This is a genomic window from Pseudoalteromonas sp. MMG013 (assembly GCF_018100885.1).
GTDB classification, from domain to species: Bacteria; Pseudomonadota; Gammaproteobacteria; order Enterobacterales; family Alteromonadaceae; genus Pseudoalteromonas; species Pseudoalteromonas aurantia.
Genome location: NZ_JAGJEE010000019.1, coordinates 23,562 through 39,735, shown reverse-complemented (window position 1 = coordinate 39,735; position 16,174 = coordinate 23,562). Strand labels below are relative to the sequence as shown.

14 protein-coding genes and 2 pseudogenes are annotated in these 16,174 nt (G+C 40.9%); 11 read left to right on the top strand and 5 right to left on the bottom strand.

Translation table 11 applies throughout. The features are described from left to right. Positions 1-9 precede the first annotated feature (9 nt). The 5 genes from rsxC to nth are packed head-to-tail and all read left to right on the top strand — an operon-like array spanning position 10 to position 5,859. Positions 10-2,826 (top strand): electron transport complex subunit RsxC, encoded by a 2,817-nt coding sequence (gene rsxC / locus J8L98_RS16350; protein ID WP_210997312.1) that lies wholly within the window; start codon positions 10-12, stop codon positions 2,824-2,826. Beyond that, complete coding sequence (gene rsxD / locus J8L98_RS16345) at positions 2,823-3,881, top strand: electron transport complex subunit RsxD (RefSeq protein ID WP_210997311.1); 1,059 nt, start codon at positions 2,823-2,825, stop codon at positions 3,879-3,881. The genes rsxC and rsxD overlap by 4 nt, the downstream gene beginning before the upstream one ends. Beyond that, complete coding sequence (rsxG, locus tag J8L98_RS16340; protein ID WP_192508152.1) at positions 3,878-4,513, top strand: electron transport complex subunit RsxG; 636 nt, start codon at positions 3,878-3,880, stop codon at positions 4,511-4,513. The genes rsxD and rsxG overlap by 4 nt, the downstream gene beginning before the upstream one ends. After that, positions 4,510-5,208 carry an electron transport complex subunit E gene (locus J8L98_RS16335; RefSeq protein WP_210997310.1) on the top strand — a complete coding sequence of 233 codons (699 nt, stop codon included), beginning with the start codon at positions 4,510-4,512 and terminating at the stop codon, positions 5,206-5,208. Before rsxG ends, J8L98_RS16335 begins: the two co-directional genes overlap by 4 nt. 18 nt (positions 5,209-5,226) lie before the next feature. Beyond that, the gene (nth, locus tag J8L98_RS16330; protein WP_210997309.1) at positions 5,227-5,859 is read left to right on the top strand and encodes an endonuclease III; all 633 of its coding nucleotides are present in this window, start codon (positions 5,227-5,229) and stop codon (positions 5,857-5,859) included. 119 nt (positions 5,860-5,978) lie between these two features. Here the strand turns inward: nth and J8L98_RS16325 are convergent, their stop codons facing one another. From J8L98_RS16325 to J8L98_RS16315, 3 genes are all read right to left on the bottom strand, one after another. Further along, positions 5,979-6,755 (bottom strand): DUF4437 domain-containing protein, encoded by a 777-nt coding sequence (locus tag J8L98_RS16325; RefSeq protein ID WP_247682589.1) that lies wholly within the window; start codon positions 6,753-6,755, stop codon positions 5,979-5,981. A gap of 250 nt (positions 6,756-7,005) precedes the next feature. Further along, positions 7,006-7,296, bottom strand: a complete 291-nt coding sequence (locus J8L98_RS16320) for a putative quinol monooxygenase (RefSeq protein WP_210997307.1) — start codon at positions 7,294-7,296, stop codon at positions 7,006-7,008. A 54-nt stretch (positions 7,297-7,350) separates the two neighbouring features. Continuing rightward, on the bottom strand, positions 7,351-8,376 hold the full coding sequence (locus J8L98_RS16315; protein ID WP_210997306.1) for a zinc-binding alcohol dehydrogenase family protein: 1,026 nt from the start codon (positions 8,374-8,376) through the stop codon (positions 7,351-7,353). 103 nt (positions 8,377-8,479) lie between these two features. Between J8L98_RS16315 and J8L98_RS16310 the strand changes: the two genes are divergently transcribed. Both J8L98_RS16310 and J8L98_RS24905 read left to right on the top strand, forming a co-directional pair. Beyond that, positions 8,480-9,415 carry a LysR family transcriptional regulator gene (locus J8L98_RS16310; RefSeq protein ID WP_210997305.1) on the top strand — a complete coding sequence of 312 codons (936 nt, stop codon included), beginning with the start codon at positions 8,480-8,482 and terminating at the stop codon, positions 9,413-9,415. A 106-nt stretch (positions 9,416-9,521) separates the two neighbouring features. Then, positions 9,522-9,766: pseudogene (locus J8L98_RS24905) on the top strand (endonuclease III); the annotation flags it as partial. Positions 9,767-9,828: 62 nt separating this feature from the next. On the opposite strand, the gene J8L98_RS16305 reads toward J8L98_RS24905, so the two are convergent. Beyond that, a complete protein-coding gene (locus tag J8L98_RS16305; protein ID WP_210997304.1) occupies positions 9,829-11,214 on the bottom strand; it encodes a hypothetical protein in 1,386 nt (461 codons plus the stop codon). A gap of 259 nt (positions 11,215-11,473) precedes the next feature. On the opposite strand from J8L98_RS16305, the pseudogene J8L98_RS16300 reads away from it, so the two are divergent. Further along, positions 11,474-11,703: pseudogene (locus tag J8L98_RS16300) on the top strand (endonuclease III); the annotation flags it as partial. A gap of 148 nt (positions 11,704-11,851) precedes the next feature. Here the strand turns inward: J8L98_RS16300 and J8L98_RS16295 are convergent. Next, positions 11,852-12,757, bottom strand: coding sequence for an MBL fold metallo-hydrolase (locus tag J8L98_RS16295; protein WP_210997303.1), 906 nt, complete (start codon positions 12,755-12,757; stop codon positions 11,852-11,854). A 140-nt stretch (positions 12,758-12,897) separates the two neighbouring features. Here J8L98_RS16295 and J8L98_RS16290 point away from each other — a divergent pair, with 140 nt between their 5' ends. The 3 genes from J8L98_RS16290 (at position 12,898) to J8L98_RS16280 (ending at position 16,127) form a co-directional block, all read left to right on the top strand. Next, the gene (locus J8L98_RS16290; protein WP_210997302.1) at positions 12,898-13,776 is read left to right on the top strand and encodes a LysR family transcriptional regulator; all 879 of its coding nucleotides are present in this window, start codon (positions 12,898-12,900) and stop codon (positions 13,774-13,776) included. Between the two features lie 432 nt (positions 13,777-14,208). Next, the gene (locus tag J8L98_RS16285; RefSeq protein ID WP_210997301.1) at positions 14,209-14,808 is read left to right on the top strand and encodes a short chain dehydrogenase; all 600 of its coding nucleotides are present in this window, start codon (positions 14,209-14,211) and stop codon (positions 14,806-14,808) included. 89 nt (positions 14,809-14,897) lie between these two features. Next, positions 14,898-16,127 carry a multidrug effflux MFS transporter gene (locus J8L98_RS16280; RefSeq protein WP_210997300.1) on the top strand — a complete coding sequence of 410 codons (1,230 nt, stop codon included), beginning with the start codon at positions 14,898-14,900 and terminating at the stop codon, positions 16,125-16,127. Positions 16,128-16,174: the final 47 nt, after the last annotated feature.

Sequence of the window (16,174 nt, the reverse complement as noted above, 5' to 3'; positions counted from 1 at the left end):
GAGGTTTAAGTGGATACATTACTTGAACAAATAGAAAATGGCACATTGTGGCAATTCCCAGGAGGCGTCCATCCTCCACAACAAAAATCATTGTCAAATCACGCGCCGATTGCACGTTTACCGTTACCCGAAAAGCTTATACTACCGCTCAAACAGCATATTGGTGCAAATGGTCAGTTAATTGTAAGTAAAGGTCAAACCGTATTAAAAGGCCAAGCTTTAACTCAGCCCAGTGGTAACTGGTCTTTGCCTATTCATGCACCTACCTCTGGTGAGATAACCAATATTGCAGCCATGCCATCAGCGCACCCGTCAGCCTTACCAGAGCTCAGTATTATTTTAACGCCTGATGGCAAAGATACATGGATACCCCTAACTGAAAATACACATATTGATACCCTATCGCACCAAGCATTGATTGATATTATTCATAACGCTGGTATAGCCGGTATGGGAGGCGCGGGTTTTCCAACTTATATCAAAGCCGATAGCCAACGACCTGTTGAGTTTCTTGTCATCAATGGTGTTGAGTGTGAACCCTATATCACCGCTGACGATATGTTAATGCGTGAACACGCAGACCAAATTGTCAAAGGTATTGAAGTGATGCAGCAACTTTTGACTCCAGAGCTCATCCTCATCGGTATAGAAGATAATAAACCGCATGCTATCAGCGCGATGCAACAAGCCTGCCAGCACAATAAAAAAATTCTCGTGAAAGCGATTCCCACTCTTTACCCCTCTGGTGGGGAAAAACAATTAATACGTGTACTCACTTCAAAGGAAGTGCCCAGTGGCGGGATCCCCGCTGATATCGGTGTACTAGTGCAAAATGTTGGAACACTGTTTGCTGTAAGTGAAGCAGTATTTGCCGGTAAACCACTCATAGAACGTGTTGTTACAGTCACTGGTAACACCATACAGCGACCACAGAATGTGTGGGCGCTCATTGGTACTGAAATTAAACACTTACTTGATAGCCAAGGCTTCGAACCTGTAGACGCACAACGTGTTGTTATGGGCGGTCCAATGATGGGCTTTACTCTTCCCTCGGTGAGGATCCCTGTTGTCAAAACAACTAACTGTATTCTGGCACCAGATAATACAGAGCTTGCAGAACCAGGAGAAGAAAAAGCCTGTATACGCTGCAGTGCATGCGCAGATGTTTGTCCGCAGACTTTATTGCCCCAACAATTACAGTGGTTTGCCAAAGGCAAAGAGTACGACAAGTTAGAAGACTACAACTTATTTGATTGTATCGAATGTGGTGCCTGCTCTTATGTTTGTCCTAGCGAAATCCCATTAGTACAGTACTACCGTGTTGCAAAAGCAGAAATCCGAGAACAAAAAATAGAACAAGTAAACGCGGAGCGCGCTAAAGTCCGATTTGAAGCGAGAAAGGCACGATTAGAGCAGGAGCAAGCTGAGCGTAAGAATAGACATACACGCTCACCTTCCCGAGCGGCTAAGCCTGCAGCAGAAAAAGCGAAAGTGGCCGATGCGTTATCCCGTGTTGCTAAAAAGCAAGGTGAGCAATCAGCCGTACAGGCCGCAATTGAGCGTGCGAAAGCGAAGAAAATGGCGGATGGCAGTCTCGAGCCTGATAACAGTGAAGTGGCATTAGAGCGTGCCAAACGTAAAGAGCAAGCCCGTAACTATAAAGCGCAAAAGCAAACCGCGGAAGCAAATAGCAATGACAACAAGTCTGCCGTTGCTGCCGCCGTAGCGCGTGCTAAAGCCAAAAAAACCGCAAAGCTTGCTGAAGGTAATGGTGCGCCTAAGGCTGAACTCAATTCAAGTAAAACGGAACCAAGAAAAGCCGCGGTTGCTGCAGCTATCGCTCGTGCTAAAGAGAAAAAAGCCGCTCAAACGCTAGACAGTGACACGGATATTAACGCTGCGCCTCATGAAACAGCTGATGCGGTAGATAGCAAGTCCGAAGCGGTTAACGCTGACCCACGTAAAGCGGCCGTTGCCGCAGCGATTGCTCGTGCTAAGGCCAAAAAAGCCGCAAAAGTCAGCGAAAGTAATGATGCGGGTGACGCACCTGTTAACCCCCCTGTTCACGCCGTAGCCTCTGAAAAAGAAACCGCTACAGAGGAAGACCCACGTAAAGCGGCCGTTGCCGCAGCGATTGCCCGTGCTAAGGCCAAAAAAGCCGCAAAAGCCAGCGAAAGTAATGATGCGGGTGAGGCCCCTGTTAACCCCCCTGCTCACTCCGTAGCCACCGAAAAAGAAACCGCTACAGAGGAAGACCCGCGTAAGGCGGCCGTTGCCGCAGCGATTGCCCGAGCTAAGGCCAAAAAAGCCGCAAAAGCCGCAAAAGCCAGCGAAAGTAATGATGCGGGTGAGGAACCTGTTAATCCCCCAGCTCACGCCGTAGCCACTGAAAAAGAAGCCGCTACAGAGGAAGACCCGCGTAAAGCGGCCGTTGCCGCAGCGATTGCCCGTGCTAAGGCCAAAAAAGCTGCAAAAGCCAGCGAAAGTAATGATGCGGGTGAGGCCCCTGTTAATCCCCCAGCTCACTCCGTAGCCACTGAAAAAGAAACCGCTACAGAGGAAGACCCGCGTAAGGCGGCCGTTGCCGCAGCGATTGCCCGTGCTAAGGCCAAAAAAGCCGCAAAGCTTGCGCAAGCGAATGAAGCTGAGGTTAACAATACAGACTCGCAACCAATACGGGGGACAATAGAACCCCCGATTGACTCAATAGATGCTGAACAACCAGTAGCCGAAGTTGATCCACGTAAAGCCGCCATTGCCGCTGCAATAGCACGTGCAAAAGCAAAGAAAAAAGCCAAAGAACAAGAAGGAAATGACCCGTCATGAAACTGACTATGGCTTCATCGCCGCATAATCACAGCCAAAAATCTGTGAGTAAGTTAATGATTACGGTAATGTGCGCATGTATTCCGGGCATACTCACACAAGCCTACTTTTTTGGTTTTGGCGTGCTCATACAACTTATTATTGCCATCATTACGGCCTCTCTTGTAGAAGCGGCTATTTTAAAGTTACGCAATCGACCAATTTTACCCTCACTAAGTGATGGAAGTGCTTGGTTAACCGCGGTTTTACTGGCAGTCAGTATTCCTTCGCTCGCTCCTTGGTGGGTTATTGTCATTGGTATTGTGTTTGCGATTGGTATGGTCAAACAGTTATATGGTGGTTTGGGTTTTAATTTATTTAATCCAGCAATGGGGGCGTATGTTTTATTACTGATCTCTTTTCCTGTGCAAATGACAAGCTGGATGCCTGTGGATCACTTATTAGCTTCCCCTATTAGCTTTTTAGATCAATTAGCCATCATTTTCACTCAAACAAATAGCACAGGCTTGACGCTCGATACACTGCGTACATCAATCGATGGTACAACAATGGCAACGCCTCTAGACACGGTAAAAACCGCAGTGAGCCAAAATTTCACTGTGTCAGAAGCAATGAATCAATCGCAATTTTCAACCTATGCAGGCCTTGGATGGCAATGGGTGAACGTCGCTTACTTAATCGGTGGTCTGTACTTATTGAAGGCCAAAGTTATAAATTGGCACATTCCTACCGCTTTTATAGGAGCATTAGCTTTATGTAGCGCAATTGGATACATTGCCGATTCAGGATCTCAAGCTGGGTCATTATTTCACTTACTCAGTGGTGCTACGATGTTGGGAGCGTTTTTTATCGCAACAGACCCTGTCTCCGCCTGTACCACCGACAAAGGCAGGCTTATTTTCGGCGCTAGCATTGGTGTACTAGTGTATGTAATTCGGCAGTTTGGGGGATATCCGGACGCCGTCGCATTTGCTGTATTACTGCTCAACATGGCCGTGCCTTTGATTGACCACTATACCCAGCCACGCACATACGGACATGGAGTGAGTAAATGATTGTTCAATCTATGTATAAAAATGGCGCAATTCTTACTGCCTTTGCTTTAATAACGACAGGGAGTGTGGCATTGGTACAAACACTCACTGCTGAGCGCATCAATGAACAAGAGCAGCAACATTTAATGGGGCTGTTAGGACAAGTATTGCCACATAATGAATATGATAATGTGCTTTATAAAGATTGTGTGCTCAGTAATGCACCTGAACTTGGCCCTAATGGGCCGTACACGCTATATAGAGCTTACAAGAATGATGCGCCATCCGCTGTGCTTGTGCGTCATACAACACCGCACGGTTACAGCGGTAACATAGATGTACTCAGCGCCATACATGCTGACGGCAGAATTTCGGGGGTCCGTGTCACACGCCACGAGGAAACGCCAGGGCTTGGTGATAAAGTGGAACTGGCTAAATCTGATTGGATCACGACTTTCAATGGTATGGTAATTGAATCGCAAACAGATCCACGCTTTGCTGTGAAAAAAGACGCGGGTCAATTTGATCAATTTACGGGGGCTACAATCACCCCACGTGCTGTTGTAAGTTCAGTAAAGCAAGCCGCTTGGTACGCCAAACAAAATTTTGAAGCGCTATTTAATGCTGAGAATGCCTGTGGAGATACACAATGAGTCAATTTAAGTCACTAATGAAAGAAGGCATGTGGGGTAATAACCCTGCACTTGTGCAATTGCTCGGGCTATGCCCTCTTCTGGCAGTCACCAGTACAGTAACGAATGCACTTGGCCTGGGATTAGCAACGTTGTTGGTATTGGTTGGCTCTAACATTACCGTGTCTGTCGTTAGAAATTGGGTGCCTAAAGACATTCGGATCCCGGTTTTCGTGATGATAATCGCGGCGTTTGTCACCATAGTGCAATTATTAATGAATGCGTATACCTTTGGCTTGTATCAATCCCTCGGGATTTTTATCCCTTTGATCGTGACCAATTGCGCCATTATTGGTCGTGCTGAAGCATTTGCATCAAAAAACAGCCCGCTGCTCTCTGCATGGGATGGCGTGATGATGGGGCTGGGCTTTGCGGCGGTACTCATCGTGCTAGGGGCAATGCGTGAAATAATTGGTCAAGGTACTTTGTTTGATGGGGCCGACCTACTGTTAGGCGCTTGGGCAACGGCTCTACGCATCGAGCTATTCACTTTTGATAATCAATTTCTCGTTGCAATCTTACCCCCAGGGGCCTTTTTGGGATTAGGATTACTCATTGCAGGGAAAAACGTGATTGATGCACAAATAAAAGCAAAGGCAAGCCCTGTGGCACAACCAGAAAAAGCGCCGCGAGCCCGAGTAACCAATTTAACGTAACAATAAGTATCTACCGTCATGAATAAAGTAAAACGTTATGAAATTCTCACTCGGTTAAGAGATGACAACCCTCATCCTGAAACTGAACTTGAATATTCTTCCCCTTTTGAGCTATTAGTGGCCGTCACACTTTCAGCACAAGCCACTGATGTGGGTGTTAATAAAGCCACTAGAAAACTCTTTCCGGTTGCTAATACACCACAAGCCATCATTGACCTTGGCCTTGAAGGGCTGAGAGACTATATAAAAACTATTGGTTTATTTAATTCAAAAGCCAATAACGTTTATAAAATGTGCCATATTCTTGTTGAAAAACACAACTCTATTGTGCCTGAAAACCGTGAAGCCCTCGAAGCACTCCCAGGCGTTGGCAGAAAAACGGCGAATGTTGTGCTGAATACCGCTTTTGGTTGGCCGACGATTGCTGTAGACACGCATATCGACCGCGTATCAAACCGCACTAAATTTGCCATGGGTAAAAACGTGGTTGAAGTCGAAAAAAAGCTTGAGAAAGTTGTACCTGCTGAGTTTAAAGTCGATGTACATCACTGGCTTATTTTACATGGCCGTTATGTCTGTACCGCTCGTAAACCTAAATGTGGTTCTTGCCTCATTGAAGATCTGTGTGAGTTTAAAGACAAGACAGAGTAGCAAAGACAGCTGTATGCTCATTCACTCTTCATGTAGTGACGACAACATAGGGCACCTCTTAAGTGCCGTAAGCAGCTGCTCATTTTCCTACGTGTATTCACAAGAAAACTCAGTTTACGTTAATATACTCTATATTCGCCATTTGTTCGTAGATAGATGATTATTTCTTCATTGCTTTTATTCTCAATAAAGTGAATTTTTTGTCCAGAGGACTGAATATAGCTACCAGGCTCTAGCATTACTGCCTTGTGCTCTTTGCTGTTGTAATTGACTTGCCCTACAATAATAACCGATTTAAATTCGCTCGCTTCAGTTTGTATCGCACCTTTGAACCCTACGGGTATCTTAACCATTGAACCTGATAATTTAGAAGGTTCTCCCCAAACAAAGTAAGCCTTTACATCTTGAGCTTCAATGAAGTTTAAATCCTTATGTTCCATCCAGACAATATTGTTTCTATGAAGGTTTATAGCGCGCTCACCATTATCAAATTTTTCACTTGATGGCTTTACAAGGTATGGGCCAGAATCAATTTCTAAGTAGATAAGATTGGTTTCACCATTTGCAGCAGTAATATGGTTTTCTCCAGCAGGCTGAGTCCAATAAGATCCTGTTGGCATCCACATTTTTTCAGCCTTTGGATCATCGTTGTGTAATTGACCGTCAATCACAATACCGCGGTAGGTTATATTGTGAATATGAGGGGGCGATTGAAACCCTTTATTAAACCGAACTAACATACCTGTTGCTGAATCTTTAGTTCGGTCTCCCCAAAGGTTTGCTGCACCGGGGCTTAAATCTCCTCGTAATGGATTTAAATAGCCCCAATCAATATTGCTAGCTTTAACAACTTTTAACATTTTACTATCCGCCAACGTTGAGGCTGAGAAGAACATCGAGAATAAAATGAATGTAAAAGCTAAATGCTTCATAGTGAGTTTCCTTTAAAGGTTTGATTCAATTAATATAAAAGTAGGAAAGCTGTATAGCCATAATGTATGGTCATTAGTCGTTACTAAAAGATAATAATGCCAAATAAGATTTAGTTACTTTGATAAGTAAAGTCTAGGCGTTTGAAGTGATAGCCAGCAATACTACCTCCCCCCTTCACACGACTAGACATATCGTTTTGACAATATTTAAAGACTAAGCAATAACTGTCATTTCATTTAGCGTAAACTCGGCTACAGCCCCTTCTGTCGCAGCCATATAATCTGCCAAATGTTGGTTAGCCATATGTGTTTGCCAAAGTTCGCGTGACTCCCAGTTTTCATAAAACATGAAATGTGCAGGGTTTTCATTGTCTTGATGCAAGTCGTAATTGATACAGCCTTCTTCTGCACGAGTGATTTCAATTAGTTTTAAAAGCTCAGCCTTTACCAAGTCAACTTTGTCTGAATTTGCTTTAATGTTTGCTACGATTGTTAAATTTACCATGATTAATTTCCTTTTCTTTATTTGTACGTTAATTGTGAGTTGTAATACTTACGGTTAAAAACCTTCTAGGACTATTTTTCCAATTGATTTACCAAACTCGAGTGCTTTGTGTGCAGCTCTTAAGTTTTCAGTATTTATCGTTCCTAAATTTTTTCCAACCGTTGTTTGGATATAACCTTGGTCAATTAAGTCAGTTACTTTATTAAGTAAACGATGCTGCTCATTGATATCTTTTGATTGAAACATTGAACGAGTGAACATAAATTCCCAATGTAGTGACAGACTTTTAGGCTTAAGTTTAGTTATATCTAACGATTCTGGATCATCAATTAAGGCAATTTTTCCCATAGGAACAAGTAAATCGACATAGCTATCTAGGTATGAATCTGTATGGGTTAAGCTTGCAACATGCGTTACTTGTCCAATGTTTAATTTTTCAATTTGTTCTTTGAGCGGCTTTGAATGATCAACAACATAGTCTGCCCCAAGTTTTTTTACCCACTGTGCTGAACTCTTACGAGAGGCTGTAGCGATAACCGTTGCTCCTGTTAATACACTAGCAAACTGCACTAACATTGAGCCAACGCCTCCCGCAGCACCAACAATCAAAATAATGTCACTTGACTGATCTTTATCGTTTGGGTGCTGTTGTTTTATTGCCAAACGTTCAAATAATAACTCCCAAGCAGTGATCGTCGTCAGTGGCAATGCGGCTGCTTCACTATCAGATAAGCTTCTAGGTTTATTGCCAACGATTCGTTCGTCAACTAATTGATATTCAGCGTTACTTCCTGAACGATTTAAATCGCCAGCATAATAAACCTTATCACCGGGATTGAAACGACTAACCAGTTCGCCTGTTGCGATGACTTCACCGACAGCATCCCAGCCAATAACTTTGTATTCGCCATTATCAGGCGCTACATTTTGGCGAATTTTATAATCAACAGGATTAACTGCAATCGACTTTACTTGAACTAACAAGTCGTGCCCTGATGCAGAAGGTTTAGGTAATTCAATATCAACCAATGAATGAGGGTTGTTGATAGGTAATGATTGAGTATAGCCAATTGCTTTCATGATAAATCTCCGCAGCTCTGTAAACTGAAGTCATCATACCGCTTGATTATGCATCTAAAAACAGCATAATAATTGAATCTTTATCAAATTATTTTTGACAATAATGTTATTAGAAGATTTAAAAGTTGTACTGAAAGTTGCAGAATTTCGCAATATCACCGCCGCGGCCGAAAGTTTAGACATGCGCACAGCCACTGCCAGTGCAGCAATAAAAAGAGTAGAGCGATCACTTGGCGTTGAGTTGTTTATTCGTACCACTCGGCAATTAAGGCTATCTGTTGTCGGTGAAAGGTACATTCCTAATTGTGCTCAAGCATTACAAATACTCGATTTAGCCCAACAAAATGTTAAAGATGATCTAGATATAATAGAAGGTGAGCTAAAAATCTCAGTGCCTTCAGATTTAGGCCGAAACCTTATATTGCCTTGGCTTGATGAGTTTATGGCCATTCACACAGGAATTACCCTAAAACTTCATATTACTGATAGCAACATCGACTTTTATCGAGACCCGGTTGATATTGCGATACGTTATGGTACGCCCAAGGATGCAAATCTTTACGGTTTTAAAATATGTAACGTACCTCGTGTGGTTTGCGCAACCGAACAATACCTAAAAAATCATACCAAATTAAAGCACCCTAATGACTTGATATCCCATAATGGTCTTCTATATCAACTACATGACATTATTCACGATGTATGGGAGTTTGCCGAACATGGAAAACCTATCAAAGTAAAAATGCAAAGTAATCGTAGCTCTAATGACGCTGAACTGGTAAGACGCTGGTGTGTTAGTGGCAAAGGAGTAGCAATGAAATCTAGCTTAGATATGTCGAATGATTTGCTAAACGAAAAAATTGTACCTGTGTTAACTGATTTCACGCCAAAGCCTTCTGAGCTATGGCTTATTTGCCCAAGCCGACAAACCATAACCCCTGCGCTGAGACTCCTAAGAGAGCACCTCAAAGAAAAGTGCCATATAATACTTACTCAGCTAATTGATAAAGGCGTTTTACAAAAAATAGATCTTCAATAAGTTTCTCGGTCGAAATATTGAGGATAAAAATATAGATAACTTGAGCGTTCGATAAGAGCTCCTAGCTGTCATATATAAATAGAACATCATCTACTTTCCATATAATTTTGACTGGCCTACCATAGCGGTGGACACCTATATTGACCGCGTATCTAATCGCACTAAATTTGCTACGGTCAAAAACATGGTGGAAGTAGAAAAAAACTTAAGAAAGTTGTACCCGTCGAATTCAAAGTGAATGTACATCACTGGCTTATTTTACATGCCCGTTATGTCTATACCGCCCGAAAACCTAAATGTGGTTCTTACTTCATTGAAGATTTATGTGGGTTGAAAGATAAAACAGAGTAATAACTTGACGGCTTTAAGCGAAAATAAAAGCTTAAAACCGCATTCTTTGTAAATTCCAAGTCTTACATTGAGGCATCATACGTTTTATTAACCACATCAACAGTAATATTATTGTTTTGGTAATTGCCTACAATACGGTGGAATTTAAGCTTTTTACTGCGAATAAAATCGATAAAAGTACGAGTGTAACTAGGTATTACGTTAGGAATCGTATTATCAAACGCAATATTCAAAAAATCCGCTTGGAAAATAATACCCTCTTGTTCGAAATGAACGAAACTTTGTCGTTTAGCGTGCAAACTTTCTAACACATAAAAATGTGCGCCATCAATTTTTTGCTCGTTTTCAATGATGCGGAATTTAAATGTATCAATGCTGTTGGCAAAATTTGGAAAGGCTTTAATGGCAGAAATACTATATTCATCAGCAAATATCTCTATTCCATGTTCGGCGTATACTGCTAAACCACCAATATCTGCTTCTTGTGCATGAGTTACGTAAATAGCACTAATTGCCTTTTCTGGAAACTTTTCAGCAATCAGCTGAATAGTCTTTGTTGCTTGTTCGGGGTAACCAGCAGCACCAAACGCCATAATCTTATCGCCATTTACTTTTAATACGCTGTTGCGCCAACCACCAGAGTCGGTAACTACATAAAGATTTTGCGCTATTTCAGTTGCAACTAAAATACCATCACTGGGTTGAATTTCTGGGCCGTAACCTTCAGGCAGCTTTAGTTTACTGGCATCTACCCTATCAATAATTGCAAATTTGTCATTAAAACTTATATAAGCAGGCTCTTTAGCACCGTTATAATACTTTTTAACCAAGCGAGCAAAAGTTAGCCCTCTCGTTGTTTGATAGTCACCATAAGTAAAGATGGCCTGCCTGGTTTTATTATGTATCTTTAACAAATTCAATTTACTATCACTAAAATAGTAATCGACCGTGTGGCCAAGATTATTTTTATGGGTAAGCGTGATGGTGTTGTCAGATTTATTTTGGTAAATAGTAATATTACTTTTTACATCGCTTTCATCAAGTAAAGGCCTTATTGCTAAAAAGTCGACATTTAAATTGTTGTAGTGAATGAAATTATCAAAATTATCCAAGCCTTCATTGAAATAGCGTTTGCCCAAATAGTTACCATTTTTTTCGTAATAGTAACTATGCGTATCGTTTTGGAACTGCGCCCTATCGAGTATTTGCCCACCAGCGGTGTAAAGTATATCGTTGTCGTAAAAGTGCTTCTTATCAAGGTCAACTTCAACCATGCGCACAGATAATATACGATTTGGTGCTTGATGATCCCAATAATCAAGTGAACGGTATTGTTTATTAAGGAAATGATAGTTCAATGAGAACTTAGTAATCGTTCGTGTACTTTCGTAATGTACTTTGAGCTTATCCAAAAAGCTTACAGTTTCATCTGCCCATACTGGCGACACTATCATTGTGATACAGGTAGTAATCTATATACAAGTGCCTTTATGAAACGTGTGTTAATCGAGCGTGTAATCATGAGCGTTATTTCCCTTCTTCCCTTAGCTTAAAGTTTCAACAGCTTTAAAATCAAACTATACAAGTTTTAGATTCAATTCCTCCACTTTAAGATAGTTAGCTTATTTTCTACGTTGAATCACTCATTACCGCCCATCAATAGCAATCAGCGTTTTAAAATCTATTTTGATTGTTTTTTGGGCAGAAATTACTGTAGACACTCATATCGACTGCATTACCACAATCGCCATATTTGCCATAGATAAAAACTTGATTGAAGTCGAAAATAGCTTTAGGAAGTTGTACCCGCGAAATTCAAAGTGGATGTACACCTCTGGCTTATTTTATATGGCCGTTACATATGTACCGTCCGTAAACCTAAATGTGGTTCTTGTCTCATTGAAGATTTATCTGAGCTTAAAGATAAAACTGATTAATCAAACGCTGCTTTGAGCCTAAAACCAGCAACTCCATTGCAAAACCTCTATAATTTCTACTGAGAAATTTAGGAAATAACCAGAACACAACCCCTACCCCTAGGCTACCTTTAACTGGGCTTGCACTCTAGTTATTAGTGTATTGCGTTTAGTAACCAATTCCCATTTCCATTACTATACGGTAAGCGTTTAGCTCTACCCATTCATCAAACTTTGCCCAGTCTTTATATTCCTGCATATGCTTTTTAACATGCTTACCTAAAGTGTCCATAGACGCTCCTTCCTCAAAAGAAGCATTTACTGCTGCGATAAGGTCCTTAAGGTATTTTTGCTGCTCCATTACCGAGTCTCGCCCTAATACGCTGCCACCTCCAAAGTCATGGCTAGTTAATAAAATATCAAAATCTAGTTTGTTAATTTCCTCCAAAGAGTTGATCCAAGCTGTTGGTTTAAAATCAGGTAAAGTGAGATAACCTACACGTTTGGCAACAACTAAATCGGAAACAAATACAGCATTAAGCGAAGGGATCCTTGTTACTGTCATTCCGTGACCATGATTGGCGCCAAAGTATAGTAACTCAATACTTTGATCTCCTAATGTTAAGGTTGATTTTTTACCACTCCACGTCAATGTTGGCGGGGTTACATTCTTATTTGGCATTAGATGTTCTATACCATCAGCATGAGCAACAATTTGTGCGCCATGTTTAGCAAAAATAGCAGCCCCTGAGATATGATCCCAGTGATTATGGCTATAGATCACATACTTAATAGGCTTATCTGTTCGTATACGAATTTCTTTGAACATGACGTCAGAGAATGCTGCGCTTGTCGGGTCAAAAACAACCACGCCTTCATCGGCTATCCAAAAGCCACTTGAATATTCCCCCTTAAGGTCCACTGCACTATACAAACCTTTTCCTGCATCTCTAATCGTTAACTCTACCTTTCCCCATTGTGCGAAAACAGTAGAAGAAAAAAGTAATGTCAACATCGCAAATATATTGAGCGATGTTTTTTCTATTAATAATGAACCACTTTGTATTTTGTTCATAATTTCTACCTTTGTAACACGAAAATTAATATTGAATGCTCGGTAAACTTGGCGACTAAGCACTGCAAATCATTTGATGAAGGAAGTATAGTTTGATAACCTTTGCAAAAGATAGCCACATAATTGCAAAGAAACCTTGCATGAATGCACAGAAAATGAATTGGGATGATATTCCATACGTACTAGCAGTATGCGAGACTGGCAGCCTATCAGGTGCTGCCCGTAAACTGGGTGTAAATCACTCAACTGTTTTTCGCCGCATAGAGAGTGTTGAACAAAAGCTAGGCGTTATACTCTTTGAACGCTTAAGTCATGGGTATGCAATGACGACAGCCGGAGAATACTTCTTCAAAGAAGCAATTCAATTAAATGAAGGGGTGATACGTATTCATCGTGAACTTGTTGGGCAAGATGCTCGCCTTGAGGGGCAACTTGTAATCACAACAACTGACTCTCTCCTACAGTTATTTGCACCACTTATCGCAGAGTTTCAGCAAAAATACCCTGACGTTGAATTGCAGATATTATCAGGAACTCGCCATTTGGATCTAATGCAACGAGACGCAGACATAGCAATTCGCCCTACTTTAAAGCCTCCCGAACATTGGGTTGGCCGCGTAATCACTAAAGTTGATTACGCAGTATATACCCATAAAGACTATGCAGAAAAAATGAAAAAGCTTTCACCTGACCAACATCGTTGGATACTGCTAATTGACAGCTTGGGCCAAACCCCAATGAATGTGGTTGCTAGTTTACTAAAATCTAAGGAATCCCCGATGACCGTTTCTAGCTCTTTACTTGGCATGGTCGACCTTGTTAATGCAGGTCTAGGGATTGCAGTATTACCTTGCTATATGGGCGATAATAACTCTGAACTAATAAGGCTTCATGAATCAGATAATAAATTCAATGTTGACCTCTGGCTGTTGGCACATACTGATATGCGCCGAAGTGCAAAAGTGCATGCATTTTTTGAATTTGTCGCACAAAAAATATTTGATGGAGACGTGTTCTGATCAAATAAAATGAATTAAAAAATACTCTTCTTTCATCAGCTTTATATACAAAGGCTCATTCCTATTTCTTGTTATTCTTATAACTTAAGATGAATTAGACAAATACTTTAAGCGTTTTTGTTCATCATTAATATTGCTCTCCTTCATCCGTACGATACATCGCTCTTGTTGTTCGATATAAGAGCTGGCATGAGAAGTATTTTTCCAAGTCCGCAACTTATCGACTAATTGCAAAAGTCACAATATTTAAGTTCCTTGCGATTGCCGTAAAGCTCTTTTTTCAACCACTTTGATAAAAGTAGTTATTGCTTTCAATAAGTCTATTTTTCTTTTTATTGGAATAATGATTTCTTTTTTTGGTTATTTATCTAATTACAATACTTAAATATAGTGACCTCAAGCTTAATAAATACATTAGATCTTGGAGAAAAAATGAAAATTTTACTTATCGGTGCAAGTGGCACAATTGGTCAAGCAGTATCAAAAGCATTATCTAACGAACACCAAGTGATCACAGCCAACTATTCTGGTGGTGATGTTAATGTCGACCTTGGCAATAAAGCTTCTATTCAAACAATGCTCGATAACGTGGGAAAAGTTGACGCAATTGTGTCAGCTACTGGTCTGGCAAATTTTGGTCCATTGGCTGAGCTTAATGATGCAGACTATGAGCTGGCGTTAACCAACAAAGTCATGGGACAAGTTAACTTACTACGTTTAGGGCAAAATTACTTAAATGCTAATGGTTCAGTAACCTTCACTTCTGGCATTTTATCTCGCGAGCCTATGCAAGGCAGTGCCGTTATTGCTATGGCCAATGGTGCTTTAGAAAGTTATGTAAAAGCCGCCGCTTTAGAATTGGATAATGTCCGTATCAATGCGGTATCGCCAATTTTTGTTAAAGAAACTATGGCAATGATGGGCATGGATACAGAAGGTGGCCTATCAGCTGATGACACCGCAAAAGCCTACGTTGCTGCCGTTACAGGCTCGATGACTGGTGAAACGTTGGATGCTCCTGAATACGTTTAACATTTAATCGCATACATATTTGCCTCCTAGCTACCGTCTAGGAGGCAAATATGTATTTTCTAACGTAAATTTTGAATTCGAGGTACCTAATGATATTTACACACACACCAACTAACAAAGTCGAATTTGTTGCCATAATGGCCATGCTTATGTCATTAGTTGCTCTTTCTATTGACGCTATATTACCAGCACTTTCCCTAATTGGTGTGGGATTAGGGCTTGAACCTGATGCAACCCATGAAACCCAGTTATTATTATCAACCATTTTTATTGGTATGGCCTTTGGCTTAATGTTTTATGGACCACTATCTGATGCATATGGTAGAAAAAAGACAATTTATTTGGGTATGTTCATATTTCTTCTAGGTAGCATTACATCACTACTGGCTACAGACTTTAACACCATGCTTCTTGGCCGCTTAATACAAGGATTTGGCGCAGCATCTTGTCGTGTTGTTTCAATGGCACTAATTCGAGATAAATTTGCAGGCCAAGAGATGGCGAAAATTATGTCGTTAATCTCGGCCATTTTTATTGTTGTGCCAGCCTTAGCTCCTTCTATCGGCCAACTGATTCTATTTATCGCAAACTGGCAAGCAATTTTCGTATTCGTGATGGTTGTATCTTTGTTAGGCGTATTTTTATTGTATATCCGTATACCTGAAACCCTAAAGCTTGAGTCGCGAATTCAATTTTCTGTAAGAACAATTTATAAAGGTATTGTTGAAACCGTTACCACACCAACGACATTTGCCTATATGATGGCATCAGCATTAGTTTTTGGCAGTTTTATTGGCTATTTGGCAACGTCACAGCCTTTACTTCAAGTAGAGTACCAACTAGGTGATTCATTTGCGTTCGTCTTTGGCTTACTTTCTCTGGCTGTTGGTTTATCTTCGCTATTAAACGCCAAGCTATTATCGAAATTTAGCATGGAGCAGCTTTGTATTTCATCGCTCACAGTACTAATCATCACTTCAGGTATATTTTTTACTTATTCGCAATCTATAGAAAGCAACCCAAGCTTTTACTCAGCACTGGCGTACCTTGGTATCGTATTTTTCTGCTTTGGCATCTTATTTGGTAATTTCAATGCGCTAGCTATGAAACCGTTGGGCCATATTGCAGGAACAGCATCATCAACCATATCGTCAATACAAACATTAATTTCCACCAGTATCGGTATTGCTATTGGCAATAGGTATGACGGTAGTATTGTTCCATTAACTAGCAGCTTTTTAATTGTGGCAACATTATCCCTATTAATTTGTTTAAGTATCAAGTTAATATCAACAAGTAATCAGAAACAGCAGCAATAGCAAAGGGTATGTATGGAAAACAGCAAGGCAAAAATTATGCGATAAAT